18 protein-coding genes are annotated in these 21,252 nt (G+C 42.5%); 12 read left to right on the top strand and 6 right to left on the bottom strand.

The genetic code is table 11. From position 1 onward, the window contains the following. Positions 1 to 2 precede the first annotated feature (2 nt). The 4 genes from trpF to trpA all read left to right on the top strand — a co-directional run bounded on the left by trpF (position 3) and on the right by trpA (position 4,569). On the top strand, positions 3 to 1,547 hold the full coding sequence (gene trpF, locus ACKI39_RS09245; protein WP_407399835.1) for a phosphoribosylanthranilate isomerase: 1,545 nt from the start codon (positions 3 to 5) through the stop codon (positions 1,545 to 1,547). 44 nt (positions 1,548 to 1,591) lie between these two features. Next, a complete protein-coding gene (locus ACKI39_RS09240) occupies positions 1,592 to 2,461 on the top strand; it encodes a DMT family transporter (protein ID WP_407399833.1) in 870 nt (289 codons plus the stop codon). A 78-nt stretch (positions 2,462 to 2,539) separates the two neighbouring features. After that, entirely contained in the window at positions 2,540 to 3,805 is a 1,266-nt protein-coding gene (gene trpB, locus ACKI39_RS09235; RefSeq protein WP_318690188.1) for a tryptophan synthase subunit beta, read from the top strand. 11 nt (positions 3,806 to 3,816) lie between these two features. Next, positions 3,817 to 4,569 carry a tryptophan synthase subunit alpha gene (trpA, locus tag ACKI39_RS09230; RefSeq protein WP_407399831.1) on the top strand — a complete coding sequence of 251 codons (753 nt, stop codon included), beginning with the start codon at positions 3,817 to 3,819 and terminating at the stop codon, positions 4,567 to 4,569. Positions 4,570 to 4,571: 2 nt separating this feature from the next. Here trpA and ACKI39_RS09225 read toward each other — a convergent pair whose 3' ends face one another. From ACKI39_RS09225 to ACKI39_RS09210, 4 genes are all read right to left on the bottom strand, one after another. Next, positions 4,572 to 5,447 carry a hypothetical protein gene (locus tag ACKI39_RS09225; RefSeq protein ID WP_407399829.1) on the bottom strand — a complete coding sequence of 292 codons (876 nt, stop codon included), beginning with the start codon at positions 5,445 to 5,447 and terminating at the stop codon, positions 4,572 to 4,574. Further along, on the bottom strand, positions 5,444 to 8,065 hold the full coding sequence (locus ACKI39_RS09220) for a homocysteine S-methyltransferase family protein (RefSeq protein WP_407399827.1): 2,622 nt from the start codon (positions 8,063 to 8,065) through the stop codon (positions 5,444 to 5,446). The genes ACKI39_RS09225 and ACKI39_RS09220 overlap by 4 nt, the downstream gene beginning before the upstream one ends. Before the next feature lie 3 nt (positions 8,066 to 8,068). Then, positions 8,069 to 8,947: a methylenetetrahydrofolate reductase [NAD(P)H] gene (gene metF, locus ACKI39_RS09215; protein ID WP_407399825.1), complete on the bottom strand. Its 879-nt coding sequence runs from the start codon at positions 8,945 to 8,947 to the stop codon at positions 8,069 to 8,071. A gap of 77 nt (positions 8,948 to 9,024) precedes the next feature. Continuing rightward, positions 9,025 to 10,461 (bottom strand): NFACT RNA binding domain-containing protein, encoded by a 1,437-nt coding sequence (locus ACKI39_RS09210; protein WP_407399823.1) that lies wholly within the window; start codon positions 10,459 to 10,461, stop codon positions 9,025 to 9,027. 176 nt (positions 10,462 to 10,637) lie between these two features. Between ACKI39_RS09210 and ACKI39_RS09205 the strand changes: the two genes are divergently transcribed. The 3 genes from ACKI39_RS09205 to ACKI39_RS09195 are packed head-to-tail and all read left to right on the top strand — an operon-like array spanning position 10,638 to position 13,838. Next, a complete protein-coding gene (locus tag ACKI39_RS09205; protein ID WP_407399821.1) occupies positions 10,638 to 11,861 on the top strand; it encodes an acyltransferase family protein in 1,224 nt (407 codons plus the stop codon). A gap of 9 nt (positions 11,862 to 11,870) precedes the next feature. Then, positions 11,871 to 12,608, top strand: a complete 738-nt coding sequence (locus ACKI39_RS09200) for a TetR/AcrR family transcriptional regulator (protein WP_407399819.1) — start codon at positions 11,871 to 11,873, stop codon at positions 12,606 to 12,608. Positions 12,609 to 12,620: 12 nt separating this feature from the next. Beyond that, positions 12,621 to 13,838, top strand: a complete 1,218-nt coding sequence (locus tag ACKI39_RS09195) for an acyltransferase family protein (RefSeq protein WP_407399817.1) — start codon at positions 12,621 to 12,623, stop codon at positions 13,836 to 13,838. Between the two features lie 6 nt (positions 13,839 to 13,844). Here the strand turns inward: ACKI39_RS09195 and ACKI39_RS09190 are convergent, their stop codons facing one another. Further along, entirely contained in the window at positions 13,845 to 13,982 is a 138-nt protein-coding gene (locus ACKI39_RS09190) for a VanZ family protein (protein ID WP_407399859.1), read from the bottom strand. Between the two features lie 302 nt (positions 13,983 to 14,284). Between ACKI39_RS09190 and ilvB the strand changes: the two genes are divergently transcribed. The 5 genes from ilvB to ACKI39_RS09165 all read left to right on the top strand — a co-directional run bounded on the left by ilvB (position 14,285) and on the right by ACKI39_RS09165 (position 21,083). Continuing rightward, positions 14,285 to 16,009, top strand: coding sequence for a biosynthetic-type acetolactate synthase large subunit (gene ilvB / locus ACKI39_RS09185; RefSeq protein WP_407399815.1), 1,725 nt, complete (start codon positions 14,285 to 14,287; stop codon positions 16,007 to 16,009). 134 nt (positions 16,010 to 16,143) lie between these two features. Then, the gene (locus ACKI39_RS09180) at positions 16,144 to 17,619 is read left to right on the top strand and encodes a hypothetical protein (protein ID WP_407399813.1); all 1,476 of its coding nucleotides are present in this window, start codon (positions 16,144 to 16,146) and stop codon (positions 17,617 to 17,619) included. Between the two features lie 54 nt (positions 17,620 to 17,673). Further along, entirely contained in the window at positions 17,674 to 18,144 is a 471-nt protein-coding gene (locus ACKI39_RS09175) for a PTS sugar transporter subunit IIA (RefSeq protein ID WP_407399811.1), read from the top strand. A 144-nt stretch (positions 18,145 to 18,288) separates the two neighbouring features. After that, positions 18,289 to 20,256 carry a transketolase gene (tkt, locus tag ACKI39_RS09170; RefSeq protein WP_407399809.1) on the top strand — a complete coding sequence of 656 codons (1,968 nt, stop codon included), beginning with the start codon at positions 18,289 to 18,291 and terminating at the stop codon, positions 20,254 to 20,256. A 182-nt stretch (positions 20,257 to 20,438) separates the two neighbouring features. Then, positions 20,439 to 21,083 carry a DUF4867 family protein gene (locus ACKI39_RS09165; protein ID WP_407399808.1) on the top strand — a complete coding sequence of 215 codons (645 nt, stop codon included), beginning with the start codon at positions 20,439 to 20,441 and terminating at the stop codon, positions 21,081 to 21,083. A 63-nt stretch (positions 21,084 to 21,146) separates the two neighbouring features. Here the strand turns inward: ACKI39_RS09165 and ACKI39_RS09160 are convergent. Then, on the bottom strand, positions 21,147 to 21,252 hold a 106-nt coding region (locus tag ACKI39_RS09160), incomplete at its 5' end, for an IS3 family transposase (RefSeq protein WP_407397092.1).

Below are 21,252 nucleotides of genomic sequence, written 5' to 3'. Positions count from 1 at the left end.
GAATGCGAAACATCTTGAAGGAAATCTGCGACAGAAGATTGCAGGACATTGAAAAACTCGGATACTCTTACGGACATGAAATTCCTACGGAAAGAACAAGGCCTGTTGTTCCTTTTCTTCCAAAACCAGGAACAATCCTTGAAGTAAAGAGGGCATCTCCAAGCAAAGGTGACATTGCGCCTGGATTGGACAGTGCTGCAACGGCAAAGAGTTACATAGAGGCTGGAACTTCCGCCATCTCTGTCCTTACCGAAGAAAATTACTTTAAGGGAACTCTTGATGACCTTAAGAAGGTTGCTGATCTTGCAGACAGTCTTGGAAATAAAGTTGCAGTTCTCCGAAAGGATTTCCTTCTTGAGCCTGAAGAAATAGAAATTGCATACAGATGCGGTGCAGATGCCGTTCTTCTCATTGCAAGAATCCTTGATACGCCAAAACTTCTGCAGATGGCATCGAAGGCTTTTGAACTTGGCATTTCAATACTTCTTGAGCTCCGTGATGAAGAGGCTGTAGAAAAAGCTTTTGAGGTTTTGAAGCTTGCAGGAAAAATGAAATCCTTTGACAAGGTTGTCCTTGGAGTCAATGCCCGCGACTTGAAGACCTTTACCATCGACATGCTTATCCCATTAAAAATAAAATCAATGATAGAAAAGAAACTGGAAGCTCTTCCTGAAAACGAACGGCCTCAGAATGTCCGCGTGATTTCTGAAAGCGGAATTCTTTCTGTCCAGGCATCGGAATTTACAGGGAACCTTGGTTTTGACGGAATCCTTATGGGAGAAGCAGTTGCAAGGGATCCTGTAAATGCAATGAATTATGTGGATGCTTTCCTTAGGGGCGCAGAATCAAAAAGAAATGAAAATTCAAAATATGATTTCTGGAAAAAAGTTTCAGTTCTTTTGAACGAAAAGGAAAAATCAGGTAAGCCTCTCGTAAAAATTTGTGGAATTACAAATAATGCTGATCTTGAAAAAACTGAGGAACTTGGTGCAGATCTTCTCGGATTCATTTTCTGGGATAAGTCTCCACGTTCTGTAAAGAATTTTGAAATTATCGAAAGCCGTACCAATGCCCTTAAAGTTGGTGTGGTAGTTGATTTTACTACTGATGATTCTGCCAGGGCCTTTAAGCTTCTAAAAGAAAACAAAATCGATGCGATTCAGCTCCATGGATTTAATAAGGACAAGATTGAAGCGTTCTTCAAGTCTGAATTTAAAAAACTTCCACATTATTTTGCAGTCAATGTTTCGTCAAAAGAGGACCTGGAGTTGATTGAACTTCTTCAGCGTTACGGTGAACCAAGAATCCTTGTTGATGCAAAGGTTGGGGAAAACATTGGTGGAACGGGAACTTCAATACCAGAAGAACTTGTAAATGAGGTTTCCAAAATGACAAAGCTCTGGCTTGCAGGCGGCGTAAATTGCAGCAATGTAAAAGACATCCTTGCAAAATATCAGCCTGAACTTATTGATGCTTCAAGTGGTTTGGAAGAAGACAAAGGAATAAAGTCTCATTCCAAGCTTGAGGAATATTTCAAACTCTTCTAGACCTCGATTGATTTTTTATTGCAAAGTGCTATTATTCTTTCACTATGAACAAATTCGGTGGAGTAATGGCACTTGCCCTTTGCGGTCTCTTCTGGAGTACTGCAGGCATCTTCATTAAAAATGTAAATGCATCTTCTTTTACAATTGCAGGCTACAGAAGCCTTATTGCCCTTGTAACATTCATTGTTGCCTTAAGAAAATTCCCGATTTTCAGAATTAAAGATAACGAGGGAAAAACGGATAGAAGTTCAACTTTCTATTTGTGGGTTGGGGGCATCAGTTACAGTGCAACCATGATTCTTTTCTGCGCCGCCAACAAAATGACTACTTCCGCCAATGCTGTTCTCCTACAGTATTCCTATCCCATCTGGGTCATTCTCTTTGGGCCTGTTATTCTGGGTGAAAAAAACAGGAAGTCAGATTTTGTGACTGTTGTTGGAGTTCTTGTCGGTGTATTCCTTTTTTTCTACAGTGATCTTGATGCAGGAAAGCTTTTGGGCAATGTTCTTGCAGCCCTTTCTGGTGTGACTTTTGCTGGAACTACAATATTCATGAGGAAGCAGAGGAGTGAAGCTTCTGCAACATCCTTTATGCTTGCTCACCTTATTACTGCTGTTGTCTGCATTCCTTTCTATTTTACCAATGGCATTGCAGCTGGTGACTGGACCAGCATCATCTGTATTTTTGCACTCGGTGTTTTCCAGATGGCTTTTGCAAACCTTCTTTTTTCAAAGGGAATTGGAAGCGTTACAGCCTTGAGTGCAAGCATCATTACAATGATTGAACCTTTGATGAATCCTGTATGGGTAATGATTTTTGCCGGTGAAGTACCGGGACTTCTTTGTGTTATCGGTGGATTCATGATTCTTGGATGCATCATTTTCAGGGAATTCATAGCAAACCGCCAATCCTAAAAAATCTGAAGAAAACCCTTGACAGATGTTTCTATTGATAGTAACATTGTTACTATCAATAGAAACAAGGCGGTTATTATGTCAGACGACGGATTCTTTGGAAAATACGGTGGAAAATATGTTGCAGAAATCATGAGGCGTCCTCTTGATGAACTTAAAGAGGCTTTTGATTTCTACATGAAAGACAAGGACTTCCTTGAAGAACTTGATACAATCAGACGCGACTACATCGGCCGCGAAACTCCTTTATATTTTGCTCCAACAGCAACAAAACTTCTTGGTGGTGCACAGATCTACATTAAGCTTGAAGGTCTTGCAAATACAGGCGCACATAAGATCAACAATGCCATCGGTCAGTGTCTCCTTGCAAAACGCATGGGAAAGACAAGAATCATTGCAGAAACTGGTGCAGGTCAGCATGGTGTAGCAACTGCAGCAGCATGTGCAAAGCTTGGCCTTGAATGCGTAGTCTACATGGGTGAAGTTGATGTAAGGCGACAGCAGCCAAATGTTGCTACAATGGAACTTTACGGTGCTAAGGTTGTTCCTGTTACAAGCGGAAGCCGTACCCTAAAGGATGCCGTCAATGAAGCCATGCGTGACTGGGCGACAAACTTTGATACAACACACTATGTTCTTGGTAGTGCCCTTGGACCAGCTCCTTTCCCAGATATCGTACGCGAATTCCAGAGTGTTATCGGGCGCGAAGTAAAGAAGCAGTGCGCAGAAAGAAACGTTGACATCGCTGCCATGGTTGCATGTGTTGGAGGTGGAAGCAATTCCATCGGTTTCTTTGAACCTTTCATCAATGAAAAATCACCACGCCTTATCGGTGCTGAAGCAGGCGGAATCGGTCCTGGTGTAGGCGAAAACGCAAGCCGCATGACAGGTAATGCCAGCCGTGAAGGAATCGTTCAGGGATACAAGAGCCGCTTCCTTCTTGATGAAGACGGACAGAGCCTCCCGACACGTTCAATTTCTGCCGGCCTTGACTACATGGGAATCGGACCTCAGCTTGCAGAACTTGGCATGAGCGGAAGAATCGAATTTACTGCAATCCTTGATAAGGAAGCCCTTGAGGCAATCAACTTCTTTGCAAAGAACGAAGGTATACTTTTTGCAATGGAAAGTGCCCACGCAGGCGCCGCCGCAATGAAGCTTGCACCGACACTTCCAAAGGATAAGGCTATCATCATCAACATGAGCGGACGCGGTGACAAGGACCTCTTCATTACTAATCCTGTTTACCGCAGAGACAAGTGGATTGACTTCCTTGGTGCTGAACTTGACCGCGTTAAGAACAGCACAGACATCCATGATGCAGCATCCATGTTCAATAAGTAAGGGGAATTAAAATGGAAAAGATAAAGTTAATGAGCCATCTTGTGGCAGGATATCCAACAAACGAAATATCTCTTGATGTTGCCCGTTCCCTTGTGAAGGGTGGAGCAGACATCCTTGAAGTTCAGCTTCCTTTCAGTGATCCAAGCGCCGACGGCCCTGCTATTCAGACTGCCTGTACTGAAGTTCTTGCAAGGAACTACAGGACTGCAGACGGCCTTGCCTTCATAAAGCAGATTCACGAAGAATTTCCAGAAACAACGATATACATCATGAGCTACGGTTCTCTTATTTATACACCTGGCGTGGATGCTTTCTGCAAGAAGGCAAGTGAATGCGGTGTAAAGGGAATGATTATTCCAGACCTTCCATTCGATCATGATGAAGGACTTACTGAAGCCTGCAAAAAATATGGAATGGAAAATATTCCTGTAGCAGCTCCTAGCATGACGGACGAGCGTCTTTCAAAGCTTGCCAACGCAGGCTTTAAATACATTTACTGTGCTTTGCGCGCAGGTATCACTGGAAGCAAGACGACAATCGATGAAAAGACAATTGCTTTCCTCAACAAGGTTAGTGCAGGCGGCTCAAAAGTTTACGGTGGATTCGGCATCAGCAACGGCGAACAGTCTCATGCCCTTGCAAGTTCTGTTGAAGCAGTTGTTGCAGGTTCTGTTTTTGTCCGCATCATTGCTGAAAAGAAAAATGATGTTGAAGCCCTTAAGTCTGCCATTGTAGATAAGGCAAGGGAACTTACAGGACTTTAAGATTATTCTGTGTATGCAGTATAGTTTTTGATCCAGTTCAAAACTGGAACTGACCAGTGTCCGAAAAGCTCACTTTCAGAAAGCAGTTCATGATAGAACTTCTGAATGTGGGCTTTTATTTTATTCTTGTTTTCTTCAGTAACATCTTCAGCTTTTACAAAAAGATCTTTGATGAGTTCTTCTGCGATTTCTACAGTCATGATGTCAGGAGCGATTTTTGTCACCATGTACAATGCGGCAGGTATGCAGTTTACGCTGTGCTGCTTCATGTATAAAACTGATTCTGCGATTTCCACACCGTGTGAATATATTTCTTCATTGAAGTTTTTTCGTTCGTCTTCCGTAAAATCTTCCCTTGCAAGAAGCATTCTGTAGAAAGAAATTGTAAGGACAATTACCGCTATGTGAAGGCTTGGTACGCAGCAGTAGTGAGGGTCAGCCTTCTGAATGTTTTTTACGGCTTTTGTTTTTGGAGATGGTCTTCTTGTTGTCGTAAGATTCTTTGAATACACCTTGTAAGCTTCGTTGTATGCAAGTGAAATTCTCCTGAACCATTCGGCACACAATTTTAACCCTTTCATGTGTCCGAATTTTTTGAACATCATGGAAAGGGGACGAATCCAGTAATTGATGAAATCAAGGTATATTCCTGCGTAGTCTTCCCTGAAAGGAACCGTTGTGTCCAGCTCATGGTCTACGCTTGTTATCTTGATTCTTCTTAGGTGAATTTTCTGAAGGTACTGAAGGAGGAAAAATTTCCAGATGACAGTTCCAAGGTAGGGCAACAAAAAGAAAAGTCCTCTGATGCCCAGAATAACATTTGCGTAAGCCCTCATGACGCTGAAAGATGTGAGTTTCCTGTCACCGTAATTTTTCATTTTCCAAATACTTCCCTGGCGACTGCGACTGTCTGCATGGCATCCTTTGAATAATAGTCTGCCCCAATTTTTTCCGCATAGTCTTCTGTAAGGACTGCACCGCCAACAACAATTTTGCATTCTTTTCCTTTTTCTGCAAGTGCTGACCTTAGCTGTCGAATTGTTTCTTCCATGTTTGCAACGGTTGTTGTCATTAGGGCACTTAATCCTACAAGCTTGATGTCCTTTTCAAGGACTGTTTTTACAACTTCTTCTGCAGGAACATTTTTTCCAAGGTCGATTACATCGTATCCGTAATTTTCAAGCATTGCCTTAACGATGTTTTTGCCGATGTCGTGGATGTCTCCGAAGACCGTTGCGATTACAACAGTTCCCTTGCTTTCCTGCATATTGCCAGATTTTTCAAGATTCTCCTTTATCTTTGCAAAAGAATTGCTTACTGTCTCCGCACTTAGCAAAAGCTGTGGAAGAAATTTTCTTCCTTTTTCAAAATCCTTTCCTACGTTATCCAATGCAGGAACGATGCAGTTGTCGATTATTTCCACAGGCTTCTTTGTTTCAAGGAGTCGGTCGGTTGCATCCCCAGCCTGATCCTTGAAACCCTTTTCAATTATCTTTATGAGAATGTCCTCATCCTTGTCAGCGAAAGTCTGTTTTTCTTTTACTTCAGTTTTCTTTGCTTCTGAATCCCCTGCTTTTACAGGGGATTGCCTGGGGGTAACGTTCTGTGCCGTGCTTCCAGGTGTATTCACGCTGATTGAGATGGTTCCGTCTGCAATGGCGTCAAGGATGATTTTTTCCTTTGCCTTAGCTGTTGTCGGATCAACTGTTCCTGTGTAGGTTTCAATGTATTCAAGGCAGTTTTCGTCGTAGCCAGCAAGACTTCTGTAAGCCCTGTAGCTGTCCATCATAGGTGCACTGGCAGGGTTTATGATTGCTGCGCTTAGACCTGCATCAAGGGCAAGTTCAAAAAATCTGCTGTTGATGATGTCGCGGCGTGGAAGTCCAAAGGAAATGTTTGATACTCCAAGTACGAACTGAATACCTTGTGCCCCATATTTTTCCTTAAGGATGCGGATTGCCTTTACAGTTTCCAATGCGGCTTTCTGTTCGCTGCTGACTGTAAGGGTAAGGGTGTCGATGAATATGTCTCGGACAGGGATTCCGTATTTTCCAGCTTCCGCAATGATTTTTTCTGCTACTTTTACACGGCCTTCTGCTGTAGGTGCTATTCCGTCTTCGTCAATACAAAGGGCAACAAGGGAACCTCCGTAATGTTTTATTAAAGGCAGAACCTTGTCCATGACTTCTTTTTTACCGTTTACGCTGTTTACAAGGGCCTTTCCGTTGTAGTAACGGAGGGCATGTTCAAGAACCTTGTCTTCGCTTGAATCAAGCTGGAGTGGAGTATTGAAGGCTGCCTGGATTGTCTTTACGGCTAAGGTCATCATCTCGCTTTCGTCGATTCCAGGGAGTCCTGTGTTAACATCAAGAATGTGGGCACCGCCGTTAATCTGGCTTTCGGCTTCACCAAGGATGAAGTTCATGTCCTTGTTCTGAAGAGCTTCCTTGCATTTCTTTTTTCCAGTTGGATTGATTCTTTCACCGATGATTCTTGGACCGGCACTACCTCCAATCTGCAGTGCATGATTGTATGAGCAGATGTAGGTATTGTTTTCGTTTTCTTTTGTAGCCTGTGCAATCTTAAGATTGCCTGCCTTGATTTTATCTGCAACGGCCTTGATGTGTCCTGGTGTGGTTCCGCAGCAACCACCCAAAAGTGTGATGCCTTTGGCAAAGTTTTTAAGCTGGCTTTCTGAAAATTCTTCAGGCTCAACCTTGAAAACATCCTTGCCGTTTACCACTACAGGAAGTCCTGCGTTAGGCTGTGCAAGGACGGGAAGATGGGCGTATGAACAGAACTGTTCTGCAAGTTTTTCATCTTCATCAAGACTTCCGCCACAGTTGAATCCGATGACATCAACATGAAGGGATTCAAGGTATGTAACACAGGTGAGGACATCTGCACCTGTAAGGGTTCTAAGGTTTGACTGGAAGGTCATTGTAGAAACTACAGGAAGCTTTGTGTTTTCCTGGACTGCAAGGATGGCAGCTTTTACTTCATAAAGGTCGCTCATGGTTTCGATGATGGCAACATCTGCGCCTGCTTTTTCTGCAGTAACTGCACAGAGTTTGTAAGCTTCGTAGGCCTCATCAAAAGTCAGTGTTCCCATTGGTTCAAGAAGTTTGCCGATCTGTCCGCTGTCCCATGAACAGAAATGGGTTCCCTTTGTTTCCGGGTGTGCAGTTTCAAATTCTGCAATCACTTCTTTCTGGAGTTTGATTGCTTCGTTTATGTATTGCTCTGCAGAAAATTTTCCGCCTTCAACCTTTATAGGATTTGCACCGAAGGAATTTGCCGTGATTACATTTGCTCCGGCTTCAAGGTACTGGCGGTGTATGTCCTTTATGATTTCTGGATGATAGAAGTTCAGGTCTTCAGGAATCGTGTATCCGACAACGCCTGTCTTCTGAATCATGGTTCCCATTCCGCCGTCAAAAAATACAGGGGTGCGGTTTGAAATTGAATCTGCTAAAAATTTTCTGAAGTCTGCCATGTTTTACTCGTTTACTGCCTTGATGATTTCGTTGACGTTAGCGATGATGTCTTTGGTAACATCAGGTTTGTTCATGCTGTAGATGTGGATTCCGCGAATGCCGTTGGAAATAAGATCTATGATCTGGTCTGTTGCGTATGCAATTCCAGCCTGCCTCATTGCCGCAGGATTGTTTTCAAAGCGGTCACAGATTGCAAGTAGTTTTTCTGGAACATAGGCTGAACTGAGCTTTACCATTCTTGCAACCTGGTTTGAATTTGTTATCGGCATGATTCCTGCAAGAACTGGAAGATGTATTCCCTTTGACTGAAGGCGGTACAGATAGCTGTAGAGCATGTTGTTGTCAAAGAACATCTGTGTTGTAAGGAAGTCTACTCCCGCATCAACCTTGTGCTTAAGGTTTTCAATGTCGTCGATTCTGTTGGCGCTTTCAGGATGACATTCAGGATAGCAGGCTCCACCAACGCATAGTCCTGCATCCTTTAAAATCGGAACAAGGTCGGAAGCGTGGTCAAGACCATCTGCAGTTGCCTTTTCTCCTTCAAAATCCTGTGGATAGTCACCGCGGAGGGCAAGGACATTTTCAATTCCTGCGGCTTTCATTTCCGCAATGGTAGATCTGATTGTTTCTTTTGTATTGCCGACACAGGTAAGATGTGCAAGGGCAGGTGTTCCCATCTTGATTATCTGCTGGGCAATTTCTACTGTGTTTACTTTTGTAGTTCCGCCTGCACCGTAAGTGATGCTCATAAAATCAGGCTGAAGGGCGCTCAACTCCTTTGCGCAGGAAATTACGTTTTCAAAATTTGCCTGCTTTTTTGGAGGAAAAATTTCAAATGAGAATAATACTTTTTTGTTTTCAAGAATGCTTTTGATTGTCATGGTTATGATTTTATAGGAAAATCATTTTATATCCAATAACAATATAAATATAGTTTGATATAGTTTCTGTCTATAACTTACTGAACCAGATATTCGTCCAGTTTACGCATCCTTGCATCGTCGATTTTGACCAGAAGGTTCTTTTCCTGGGTTGGAAGCACAAGTCCCTTAGGCCCGTTTTTTGCACGGCGAAGATGCTTTACCTGGGTGTAGTAAAGGTCGGCCTGTCCGTTTTTGCGTGCCTTGGAATGATAGACGGCAAGATTTCCCGCATATAGAAGAATATCCAAAGGAACTGTTTTGTCCTTCTTTCCCTTGATGAAAACATATCCGCCTGCATAGTCTCTGGTGTGCATCCACATGTCCTGACCTTTTACAAAATGGCGCAAAAGCTCATCGTTTTCCGTTGCCGTCCTTCCGACGATTACAGTCCATCCTTCAATTTCGTAATGAAGTCCAGGGTGTGTTTTTTCTGTCTGCTGTTTAGGCTTCGTGTCATGGCGGAGCATTTGTTCTATTTTCAGGACATTCTTCTGCGTAACCATTTCATGGTATTCTCTGTCCAGTTCCGCAATCGCTTTTTTTGAAAGTTCAATGTCATGTTCCAGAGCTTCAAGTCCACTGGCAGCTTTTTTGTATTGCTCGTAATAGACGGCTGCATTTTCCTGAACTGATTTTTTGGGATCGATCCTGATGTGAACTTCTTTTCCAGTGTCGTAATCAACGCAGGTGAGGGTGCTTCCTTCTGCCTGTGATCCAAAAGAAAGGATAAGGTCACCTGTGTGCTTCAGGCTTCCAGAATTCTCAAAGTCCTTTTTCTTCTGCTCGAGTTTTTCAAGGGCAGCTTCCATTTTGCTGTGGCGCACGTTGTACCATTTTTCTGCCTGTTCAAGAAGACTCTCGCGGGAAAGGACCCTTGCATGTTCGGAATAGTAAAGGTCTATTTTCTGATTGAAGGTAAAGGACTTCTGTTCATCGGTAAATTCAATGTCAGAAAAATCGCGGACTGGAAATCTTTCAAGGGAAGCGGCCTTTTCTTCTTCTGTAACAGTCTTGTCTTCCGGAATGAAACTTCCGCCTGTTACTTCTCCCTTTTTAGGACGGCGGAACATGCAGTCAAGGATAGTTCCGTTTTCATCTGTAACGATAACATTTGCGGCGTTGGACCAAAGACGGATGTAGATGAAAAGCTTTTCCTTCCATGTGGAAATATCCATCCTTACTATGCGGTCGAGTCCCAGTTGAACTATGGAATTTATCCTCATTCCCTGAACGCGGGATTTCAGAAACTGATTGAAACGCAATGGTTTTTCATTCTTTGGTGGCTTGTATTTTGTAAGGTTGATTCTTGTAGCCTGTGGGGAAGTGCAGATCAAAATGTTTTCAAGGGTTCCTTTGTTGATTGCACGGAAACAAAGAGTATCAAAACCAGGCTGTATGATTTCCTGGATGAATGAACCTTCAAGATCCAATTCCGAAAGTATTGCGTTGATTTCGTTGCAGTTTAATGACATGGCTATATATTAGCACATCAGGGATAAAAGCAAAATGATTTTAAACTAACAATTTAAACTCAAATGAGTTGTTTGAAATTAAAATGAAACAAGTTTCATTTTTTTATTGACAGATGAAAAATTGGATTTATAATGAATCTAGTTTCATTTTTATTTAATCAAAACAGGAGGAAATAATGATCATTTCAATTGTTACCTATGCATTGCTCATAGGTTTGATTCTTGCAGGGGGAAAATTTGCAGGAATAAAGGGGTTTAACAAGGATTTTGTCAGCCTGAACAAGACGAAGGCTTTGAGGGGCTTGGCTGCACTTGGTGTCATACTTCACCATGTTTCTCAGCAGGGTGCTTTCAGGGAAACAAAGACACTTTCATTTTTTGCTGACATTGGCATTTATTTTGTTGCCATTTTCTTTTTCTGTTCCGGTTATGGCCTTGTAAAAAGCTATCTTACAAAAAAGGATTATCTTCATGGCTTCATTAAAAACAGGATTGTAAAGACCCTTGCCGTTCCTTTCTGGGTGAACTCAATCCTTTACGCCTTGTTTTTCTTCTTTGTGATTGGTGCGGAATATCCATTGTCAAAGTGGATCTGTGGAATTACAGGTATTACCTTGATAAATGAATATGCCTGGTTTCCGATCGTACTTTCGATTCTATATCTTGCATTCTATGCCGTATACAGAAACTGCAGGTCGTTTGCAAAAGGGAATGCAATCATTGCTCTTGTAATAGTTCTTCTTGCTTCATTCTTCTGGCTTGGCGGACATTTTGCATGGTGGAACGGACCTTCAAACTGGTATCTTGATGATGCGCTCTGGGAACAGAAAAAGTGGTGGATGGATCTGAAGCTTCTCTGGTTCTCTGGCGAATGGTGGGTCAACACCTGTGTTGCTTTCCTTATGGGAATCCTATTTGGCCAGAATGAAGAAAAAGTCATACTCTGGTTCAAGAAGTTCTATTGGGCAAAATTACTGTTAGCCTTTGCTGTATTTGCAGGATGCCTATGGCTTCAGTCTTACGGAATGAATCACTTTGGCTACTGGAGTGAACTGTCTGGCAATGGACCTGGAATCGGCGAAAAGGCAATTACATGGATCATGCAGCAGCCTTCGATTATCATGTTCATAGTGGTTCTCTTCATGTTCATGATGAAGTTCAATACTGAAAATCCAGTTACACGTTTCTTTGGAAACATTTCCCTTGAAACATACCTTATGAACTATATGGCTGTGCTTTTGTTCTGGCCATTGATTTACAATGGAAGAAGTGAAGAAGTTATTTCTGGTTGTGGTAACTTGAACCTTGTTCTGTTTGAAATTGGTGTTGTTTTCGGTTCCGTACTTTTAGGCCTTGTATACAGGCTGATTTGTAAACAGGCAAAAAAACTGATAAAATAAATCAGTTGTATGCCAAAAGTAACCCAAGAATATATTGAACAGAAAAAAAAACTCATTGTTGAGGCCGCTGCAAAAGTCTGTGATAAAAAGGCTGTCTGCAGCGTAACCATGCAGGATGTCATCGATGAAGCTGGTCTGAGTCAGGGAGGTATATACCGATTCTACCAGAATGTCGATGACATCCTTATTGATGTTTTAAAGTGGGTTTCAACATTTACAATCGTAGACAAAGAAAAAATCATAAAAGAGTTTTCCGAAAAACTTTCTGCCGCTAGAAATTCATCCGCCAATGCCGCTGAAAAAATCGAAGCCAGGCGAAGGTGCATTCATGAAATATTGGATGAAGTCTGTTCATTGTTTGCCATGGTTCTTGAAAAATTCCAGCATCCTTTCTTTGCCATTCATTTTGGTTTTTCAGACATGGTTTTAAATTTCCCGGAAAGGGCAAAGTATATTTTTTCACAGGTAGAAAGTCCTTTTTCATTGAAAAATGAATGTAAGTTCCTTGCAAAAGAATTGGAAAAGGAAATCAGTGACGGTGTCATTGCTCCAAAAATTTCAGTAGATGAATTCATGGCATTTTTAAGAACAAGTTTCATGGGAATAAACCAGGTGACTTTGGTAGACGAGCGATATGTAAAAAACATAAAGGGGCAGAAAACATATTCTGCTGAAATATCCTCGCGGTTTGCAATCGTGCGGAAATCCTGCTGCTACCTTCTTGGTCTTGAAGAATATGAAAAATAGGGAAGTGGAAAAATGATTTTAAGTTATGCTGTTTATGGAATCTATGTTGTTCTTGCTTTGTGGGGACTGCGTTTCGCTGGATTCGGCAAACGTTACAATGAAGATTTTTCCAGCCTTCATGTAACAAAATCCTTAAGGGGACTTTGTGCCCTTGGCATCATCCTCCATCATATTTCACTTCAGCAGTCCTTCAGAAGCACCAATGAACTTGGAATCTTTTCGGTAAGCGGCATATTCTTTGTCTCTGTCTTTTTCTTTTATTCCGGTTATGGACTTTTAAAAAGCATAGATACGAAACCTGGGTATCTTGAAAATTTCATCAAGTCACGCGTCCTTAAGGCCCTTGTCATTCCTTTCTATGTGAACATTCTTTTGTATGCTGTATTCTTCCTTGCTATGGGATGCAGTTTTCCTGCTTCAAAATGGATCTGCGGAATCCTGGGAATTACACTACTCAATGAATACGCCTGGTATCCTATCGTTCTGGTTATCCTGTACCTTCTTTTCTATGTGCTTTTCTATAACCTTAGCAGAAGGGAAGATGCATTTTACTTTGTGTTCCTTGCCGTTTTGGCAATGGCGGTTGTTTTTTGTCTGGCTGGACATTTTCCGTTCAGTCAGAAAAATCCCGGATGGCACCTTGAGGTTTATGCTTTGCCTGAATCAAGATGGTGGGAAAAGTCAATGCAGTTTTGGTTCCACGGGGAATGGTGGGTCAACACTCCGATTGTTTTCCTTATGGGTATGATTTTTGCAAACTACGAAAAGAACATTGTTTCCTGGTTCAAGAGTTTCTACTGGGTCAAGCTTATTGTAACTTTTGTTTTATTCTGTCTTTCTGCCTTTGTTTTTTTCAGGGTGATTGCAGTTCACGATTACTGGTCTGAACTCATTGCAGGAGAATCCTGTATCATAGACAGGTGCATCGCCTTCATTGTCGAGGAACCGATGATAATCCTTTTTATGATCCTTGTTGTTCAGGTAAACATGAAGTTTGTATCTATTAATCCTGTTACCCGGTTTTTGGGAACACATTCCCTTGAAACATACCTTATGAATTACATGGCAGTCTATGGATTGTCCTTCATGATCTATGATTCCCAGATGATGCCTATCGTCAAGGAAGGGCATGAAAATCTTGCCTTTTATGCACTAAGCGTTGTTGCATTGACGATTGTTTTAGGTGTTGCTTTCAGACTTGCCTTGAGAAAACTGATTTTCAGAAAGTAGGATCATTCAATATTTATTTTTAATTCTGTTCTGAACAATTCTTAAGAACGCGATGAATGTTAATGCACCTGAAACGGCACCCGCTGTATCGGCTATCCAATCATAGATGGAACAGCTTCTGCCAGGAACAAAGCTCTGGTGAATTTCGTCAATAATACCGTAAATGCTAAAAATAGAACGGGAATCCAGATTCTTGAAAACGGTTCAGCAATCTATTTAATTCACCTTTTCGTTGGGAGACATTGCAATGAATTGGGGACAGACCCCTGACGAAAGCATTGCTTCCCTACAACCAGTCTATCCATACACTTTCGTCACAGGAATTGCTGGGCAATTCCTGAATACTGGGGACAGACCCCTTGATTTTGTAATTTATAGGTTGAATTTAGAGTCATGGGCAAAAAAAATCTGTTGAAAATTCTCCATATAACATATAAACTTGCGGAATGATTAAGGCTACAGGTTCTCAGATTATTTTGAAATTACTTGAATTGGAAGGAATCAAGACAGTCGCTGGTATTCCAGGCGGACAGATTCTTCCTTTATACGATGAGCTCAATAAAAGTTCCATCAAGCATATTCTTGTGCGCCAGGAACAGGCTGCAGGCTTCATTGCCCAGGGAATGACACGTTCTACAGGTCTCCCAGCCGTCTGTATGGCAACTTCCGGTCCAGGTGCTATGAACCTTCTTACAGCAATTGCAGATGCCCGCTGTGATTCAATACCTATCGTCGCATTTACAGGTCAGGTAAATACATCAATGATCGGTACGGACGGATTCCAGGAAGCTGATACATTCGGTCTTTCAATGCCAATTACAAAGCACAGCATGATGGTAAAGGATCCTCTTGAACTTCTTGAAGCAATTCCACTTGCCTTTGACATTGCAGTGTCAGGTCGTCCAGGTCCTGTCCTCATCGATGTTCCTCGTGATGTTCAGCTCAAGGAAGTTGAATTCAAGGCATGGCCACAGATTCATACAATCAAGCAGGCAAAGAATTCTTCCCTTGCAAGAAAATTCTTTACAGACAAAAAGACTCTTGCTTCTACTGTTGCAGATATGGCAGAAGTTTTATGCGCAGCCCAGAAGCCTGTCCTCTATGTTGGTGGTGGATGCAACTCAAAAGTTGCTTCGGACAGCATAAAGAAATTCATGGACATTTATGAAACTGCAGTTGTAACAAGCCTTATGGGTATTGGTGCAGTTCCTCGTTCACATAAAAACAATTTTGGAATGGTTGGTATGCACGGATCATTTGCCGCAAACAAGGCTATGCATGATGCTGATGTTGTACTTGCCCTTGGAGTTCGCTTTGACGACAGGGCAACAGGTGCCATTGCAAAGTTCTGTCCGAATGCAAAGATTCTACACATCGATATTGATGCTGCAGAAATCAACAAGATTCTCCCATCATATTCTTCACTTACTTATGATGTTGAAGAAGCTCTTCCTCTTTTGACAGAAAAACTTGCCGGTGCAAAGGCAAAGTCAAAGAAAGCGTGGCTTTCAGAACTCCAAAAGATTTTTGCGGAAACAGAAAGCTTTGAACTTGGTCGTGGAAAGAAAAAGACATCTCCAAATCCAAGACTCTTCATCAACCAGATTCCTGAAGAAGCAAAGAAAGCCGGACTTAAGCCAACTGATATCATCGTTACTACAGACGTTGGGCAGCATCAGATGTGGTCTGCACAGTACTATCCTGTAGAAGCTCCACGCACTTTCCTTACATCAGGATCCCTTGGAACTATGGGTTTCGGTCTTCCTGCAGCGATAGGTGCTGCTCTTGCAAATCCTAAGAAGCGTGTTGTATGTATCAGCGGTGACGGAAGCATTCTCATGAATGTCCAGGAACTTGCTACATTGGCCGAGCATGAACTTGATGTAACTGTAATCGTTCTTGAAAACGGAGTTCTTGGTATGGTTCACCAGCAGCAGGAATATCTTTTCAAGAAGAACTACAGCGCAAGTGAATTCATCAAGAGTCCAGATCTTTTGAAAATCGCAGAAGGTTTCGGAATTGATTCGGTCAATGCCAACGAAGATGCAGATTGGGCAAAGAAAGCTTTTGCAAAGGGCCCTCATTTTGTTCGACTTAACATTGAGCGCGACGAAAACGTCTTGCCTTTCGTCCCTGGTGGAAAAGCAAACATTGATGCAATCCGCAATTAGATTGCAGTTGTTGCCTTGAATCCGTGTTTTTTTGCGGATTTAAGGCTAAATAAAGAATAGACAAAGAACATAATAATTCAAAAATTAAATTCGAAATTTTAGAATTCATTAGAAAAAGTATTATATTTAAAAGTATGGAATCAAGAAGAGAAGATCTTGTAGTCAAGTTTCTTCGTACATATAGGCATCCATTTTCTCTTTCAGAAATGAAGAAGGTCTTTGAGGCATGTGGCATTGAAGCTGAACCTCAGGACATTGAATTCTATCTTGAATCCAGCGCCAATGTAATGAAACTTACAAATGGCAAGTATCTTACCTACGCAGGTGCCTTTACAGGGGAAATATTCAGCATATTGCCAACTTCCGCAGAGGCAGAGCAAGGTGTTCTTGTGGCAGGAGACCGTTGCATGCCTTTTGTTGAGTCCGACAGAATTTCCTCGACTTTGAAATTCTATGTGAATGGGAAAAAAATTCCAAACAAGATCGGTATTTTTGACAGTGACATGGCAATCGATATGTTCATGCTTTTTGGAGAGGAATATGCCCCTCAATATATTGCCGCGGATCCTGCTAATTCAGACCTCAACATGGCGGAACGGGATTTTGAACTTCCCAACACGGTAAAGCTTACGGGACTCAGTCTGGATTACCTTGCTGAGAACTACAACTACAGAAAAGGTGATAGACTCCTATGCTGTGTAAGCGATTGGGATAAAGGTAAGCTTAACGTTATGGTTCTTCATTCAAGCGACAGTCCGTTTGATAATGGTGCGGTAGGGGAAAAGAGGCTTGAATGGTATTCTCTTTTTGAAAAGAAGATGCTCGAAAGTTTTGACCGTTCTGGTCCTTTAGGAACAATAGAAGATCAGATAATTGATGTGGTTTACAGGAATCGTGCAAAGCTTTGTGTACCTTATTGCGGTTCAATTGAAGAATTCATGATTCGTTATGCAAAGAAAATTGGATTTCAGCATTACGGTGTTGAAACAAGACTTTGGCACAAGGGTCAGGATGTTCCTGCCTTTGGAGAATGGAACAAGGATTCTGCCATCTGTACAGGCAGTTCAAAAAAAGGCCTTACATTTGAAGAATATTCAGTGTCGTTTGTTCCTCCTGCGGTCATTGATCAATTCATATTTAATTCCTGCTTCAAGAAGGAAAAGGATATTCCAGGTTCCTTTCTCAAGTTCCTTTTCAATGAAGACTACTCTATGGATGACGCTTTCTACAGAGATCTTGCCTTGATATTGAAGGATAGAATCGGTATAATTTCGCAGAATTACAATTGGTTTGCAGACCAGATTCTTGGTCCTGTCAGAAGCCGATGCCTTGGACTTTACGGAAAAGTTTCGGGGCTGATAAGAAAAATCGACTACAACGGCAAGACTTTCCTGGATTTTCCTTCCAACGAACTCGTGATTCTTTTGCAGCTTCATGAGCATATACTTAAGATGCTTGAGGGGATTGCAACGGAACCTCAGGCGGAAGAACTGGCAGAAAACTATTTTCTTTCCCTTGATGGAATGGAATGGAATTTTGACGAGATTTCTGGCGTTCTTGAAGCTGCGCTTGCTAAGGAACAGAGAAGTCAGTTTAAGATTGTAAGGTAGAATGACATTGCAGACCAGCATCGTAATTGAAGCAAAAAAAGTGGGGAGTGAACGATGATTGAAGAAAGCTACAGTGCCTCAGTGCTCATTTCAAAGGGTGATGTGATCGTTGCTTCAGGTGACACTGTCGAAGAAGTATTCTCTTCTATCTGCAGCCAGGCAAAACTTCCATCAGGAATTACAGCGGACAGTCTTGTAAAGGAACTTATGGACCGTGAAAAGGTTCTAAGTACAGCCGTAGGAAATGGAATTGCGATTCCTCATCCACGCCGTCCATTGTTTTCGAATAGTGACGAATGCCGCGCCATCGTTGCATATCTTAAGACTCCCATAGACATGCAGGCTCCAGATTTCAAGAAGGTCTATGCCATGTTCATTCTTCTCTCTGCTTCTTCTCAGTTTCATATAAAGGCACTTTCGTCGCTTGCAGTCCTTTTCAAGAATGATGAATTCAAGAAATCTCTTCAGATGAAACCAGGCAAGGAAGAGCTGATAAGGCTTACGCAGAAATGTGAAGTTAAATAAAAAGGAAATCTAGCATTCAATAGGCTGTAGGACCTTGGGTTTTACAGCTATTTTTTTTGTTATAATAATGGCAACCGGTTGCCAAATGACGGTTTAAGTATTAAAATAGAGGCGTAAAATTTTTTCCATTTTTAGGAGTAAATCATGGACACAAAGGCTATCGAAGCAACAGCTCTTTCCATCAGAAGTCTTTCTATGGATGCAATTCAGAAGGCAAATTCAGGACATCCTGGACTTCCACTTGGTGCCGCAGAACTCGCAGCAGTTCTTTACGGAGAAGTAATGAAGCACAACCCTGCAGATTCAAAATGGGTTGACCGCGATCGTTTTGTTCTTTCAGCAGGACACGGTTCAATGCTCGCTTACTCAATTCTCCACCTTGCCGGTTACAAGGTTTCAATGGATGACATCAAGAGCTTCCGCCAGGTTGGTTCAAAGTGTCCAGGTCATCCTGAATTCGGCGATACAGACGGTGTGGAATGCACATCTGGTCCACTCGGACAGGGGGTTGCCGCTGCTGTTGGTATGGCTGTAGCAGAATCAATGCTCGCAGCAAAGTTCAACACACCAAAGCACACAATCGTTGACCACTACACATACGCACTTGTTGGTGAAGGCTGTCTTGAAGAAGGCGTTTCTTCAGAAGCTTGTTCACTTGCAGGCAACATGAAGCTTAACAAGCTCATCGTATTCTATGATGAAAACAAGATTTCCATTGACGGAAACACAGACATTACATTTACAGACAACATCGAACAGCGCTACCTTTCATACGGCTGGAACGTATTCCGCGGATCTATGTACAACGTAAAGGAAATCGCTGACCTCGTTGCAACAGCAAAGCGCGAAGGAACAAAGCCTTCCCTCATCATCCTTAAGTCTACAATCGGTAAGGGTGCTCCAAAGGCTGGTACTGCTGATGTTCACGGTGCTCCACTTGGAGAAGAAGGATGTAAGGAAGCAAAGAAGGCTCTTGGACTTCCAGAAAACGAACAGTTCTATGTAGTTCCAGAAGCATACAAGTACTTTGAAGAAAAGCGCAAGGAATGGGCACAGGCTCAGGCTGACTGGCAGAAGACATTCGATGCATGGGCAGCAGAAAATCCTGAACTTGCAAAGAAGTGGAAGGCATACTGGAACCAGGAACAGACTGGAGAAGCTGCACTTCCTGAATACAAGGTAGGCGACAAGCTTGCTACACGCGATGCATCAGGTAAGGCCCTCAACACAATGGCAGACCGCTACGAATGGCTTGTTGGTGGTTCAGCTGACCTTCAGGGGCCAAACAAGACAAAGGTAAACAAGGACGACGGAACATACAGCCCAGAAAACCGCAAGGGACGTACAATCGAATACGGTATCCGCGAATTCGCAATGTCTCAGGTAATGAGCGGTATCAACCTCCACGGGGGCTTGCGCGCATTCGGTGCAACATTCTTCGTATTCACAGACTACTTCCGCCCATCACTCCGCGTTGCAGCTCTTGCAAAGATTCCTAACATCTATGTTCTTACACACGATTCAATCTACGTTGGTGAAGATGGTCCTACACACCAGCCAATCGAAACACTTGCTTCAGTTCGCTGTATGCCAAATGTTCAGATGCTCCGTCCAGGTGATGCAGAAGAATCTGCAATCGCATGGGAAATGGCTGTTGCTTCAAAGGATCACCCAGTACTCATGACATTCACACGCCAGGCAATTGCTGTTTACGAAAAGGCAGACAAGGACTGGAAGAACACAGTACGCAAGGGTGCTTATGTTGTTCAGGAAGGAAGCGATTCTCCAGACATCACAATCCTCGCATCTGGTTCAGAAGTTGAAATGTCACTCAAGGCTGCTGCTCTTGTTCCAAACAAGAAGATCCGCGTTGTTTCAGTCATGGACAAGAACCTCTTTGAAGCTCAGGACGATGCATTCCGTGCAAAGATCATGGGCAACACAAAGCGCGTTGTAGTTGCAGAAGCTGGATGCCGCCAGGGTTGGGAAGGATATGCAAAGAAGGAAGATTGCTTCACAATCGACCGCTTTGGTATGTCTGGTCCAGCAAACAAGGTAGCAGAAGCCCTCGGCTTTACACCAGAATGCCTTGCTAAGGTTTTGGAACGCTAATTATCGGAATGACATTTGCCAGTTTTATACTGGCAATTAAACTAAAGTGTGCGTAGCGCGGGTTAATGGACTGTGTAGACTTGCAGCGCCGACCTGCGGAAGCCTTGCTGGGACAAGCTGCATCCTCGGAACAGGCCATTGTTCCGTGCGAGAGCACACTTATTTTTTTACGGGGTATAAAAATGACAATTAAATCTGTATTTGATGCTGATTTCGCAAAGTACGGAAAGGTACTTAATGGATATAACGTTGATGCTCTTCTTGCAAAGCTTGAAGAAAAGACTCCAAAGCCAGCAGATGCTGTAATCTATGAACCAGGTGATGCTGACCTTGAAGCAATCATGGGTGAAACATTCTCTGTAAACGCTTACGGCGGAATGCCAATCCAGATCGGTTACTGCAACGGTTACAACACAAAGCTCAACTGCCTTGAATGGCACCGCGGTTCAGAACTCAACATTCCTGCAAACGACATGGTTCTTTTGCTTGCAACATTGAGCGATGTAAAGGACGGAAAGCTTGATACATCAAAGGTAGAAGCATTCTACGCTCCAAAGGGAACTGTTGTTCAGGTTTATGAAACAACTCTCCACTATGCTCCATGTAATGCTGTTAAGGACGGTGTTGTAAGCAAGGAAGGATTCCGCGTTATCATCGTTCTTCCAAAGGACACAAACACTGCAAAGCCAGCCCTTAAGGAAATCGACTTTGAAGATAAGCTTCTTTGGGCACGCAACAAGTGGCTTATCGCTCATCCTGATACAAGCGAAGCAAAACAGGGTGCATTTGTAGGTCTTGTTGGTGAAAACATTGATCTTGCAAAGTAAGTTTTTTGCATAAATGAAAAAGGCTGCCTTTTTGAAGTGCACCCCAATTATTGGACACTTTAACTAGGCTGATTTTAAGGACTGATTCCTAAATTGTAAAGGAGTCAGTCCTTTTAATTTAACCTTGATTCTCTTTTCATTGTACCATTCGAGGTATTCAACCAATTCT

The organism is Treponema sp., assembly GCF_045641405.1.
Lineage (GTDB): Bacteria > Spirochaetota > Spirochaetia > Treponematales > Treponemataceae > Treponema_D.
Note: the sequence above shows the minus strand (reverse complement) of the source record. Positions and strands in the feature narration are given on the sequence as shown.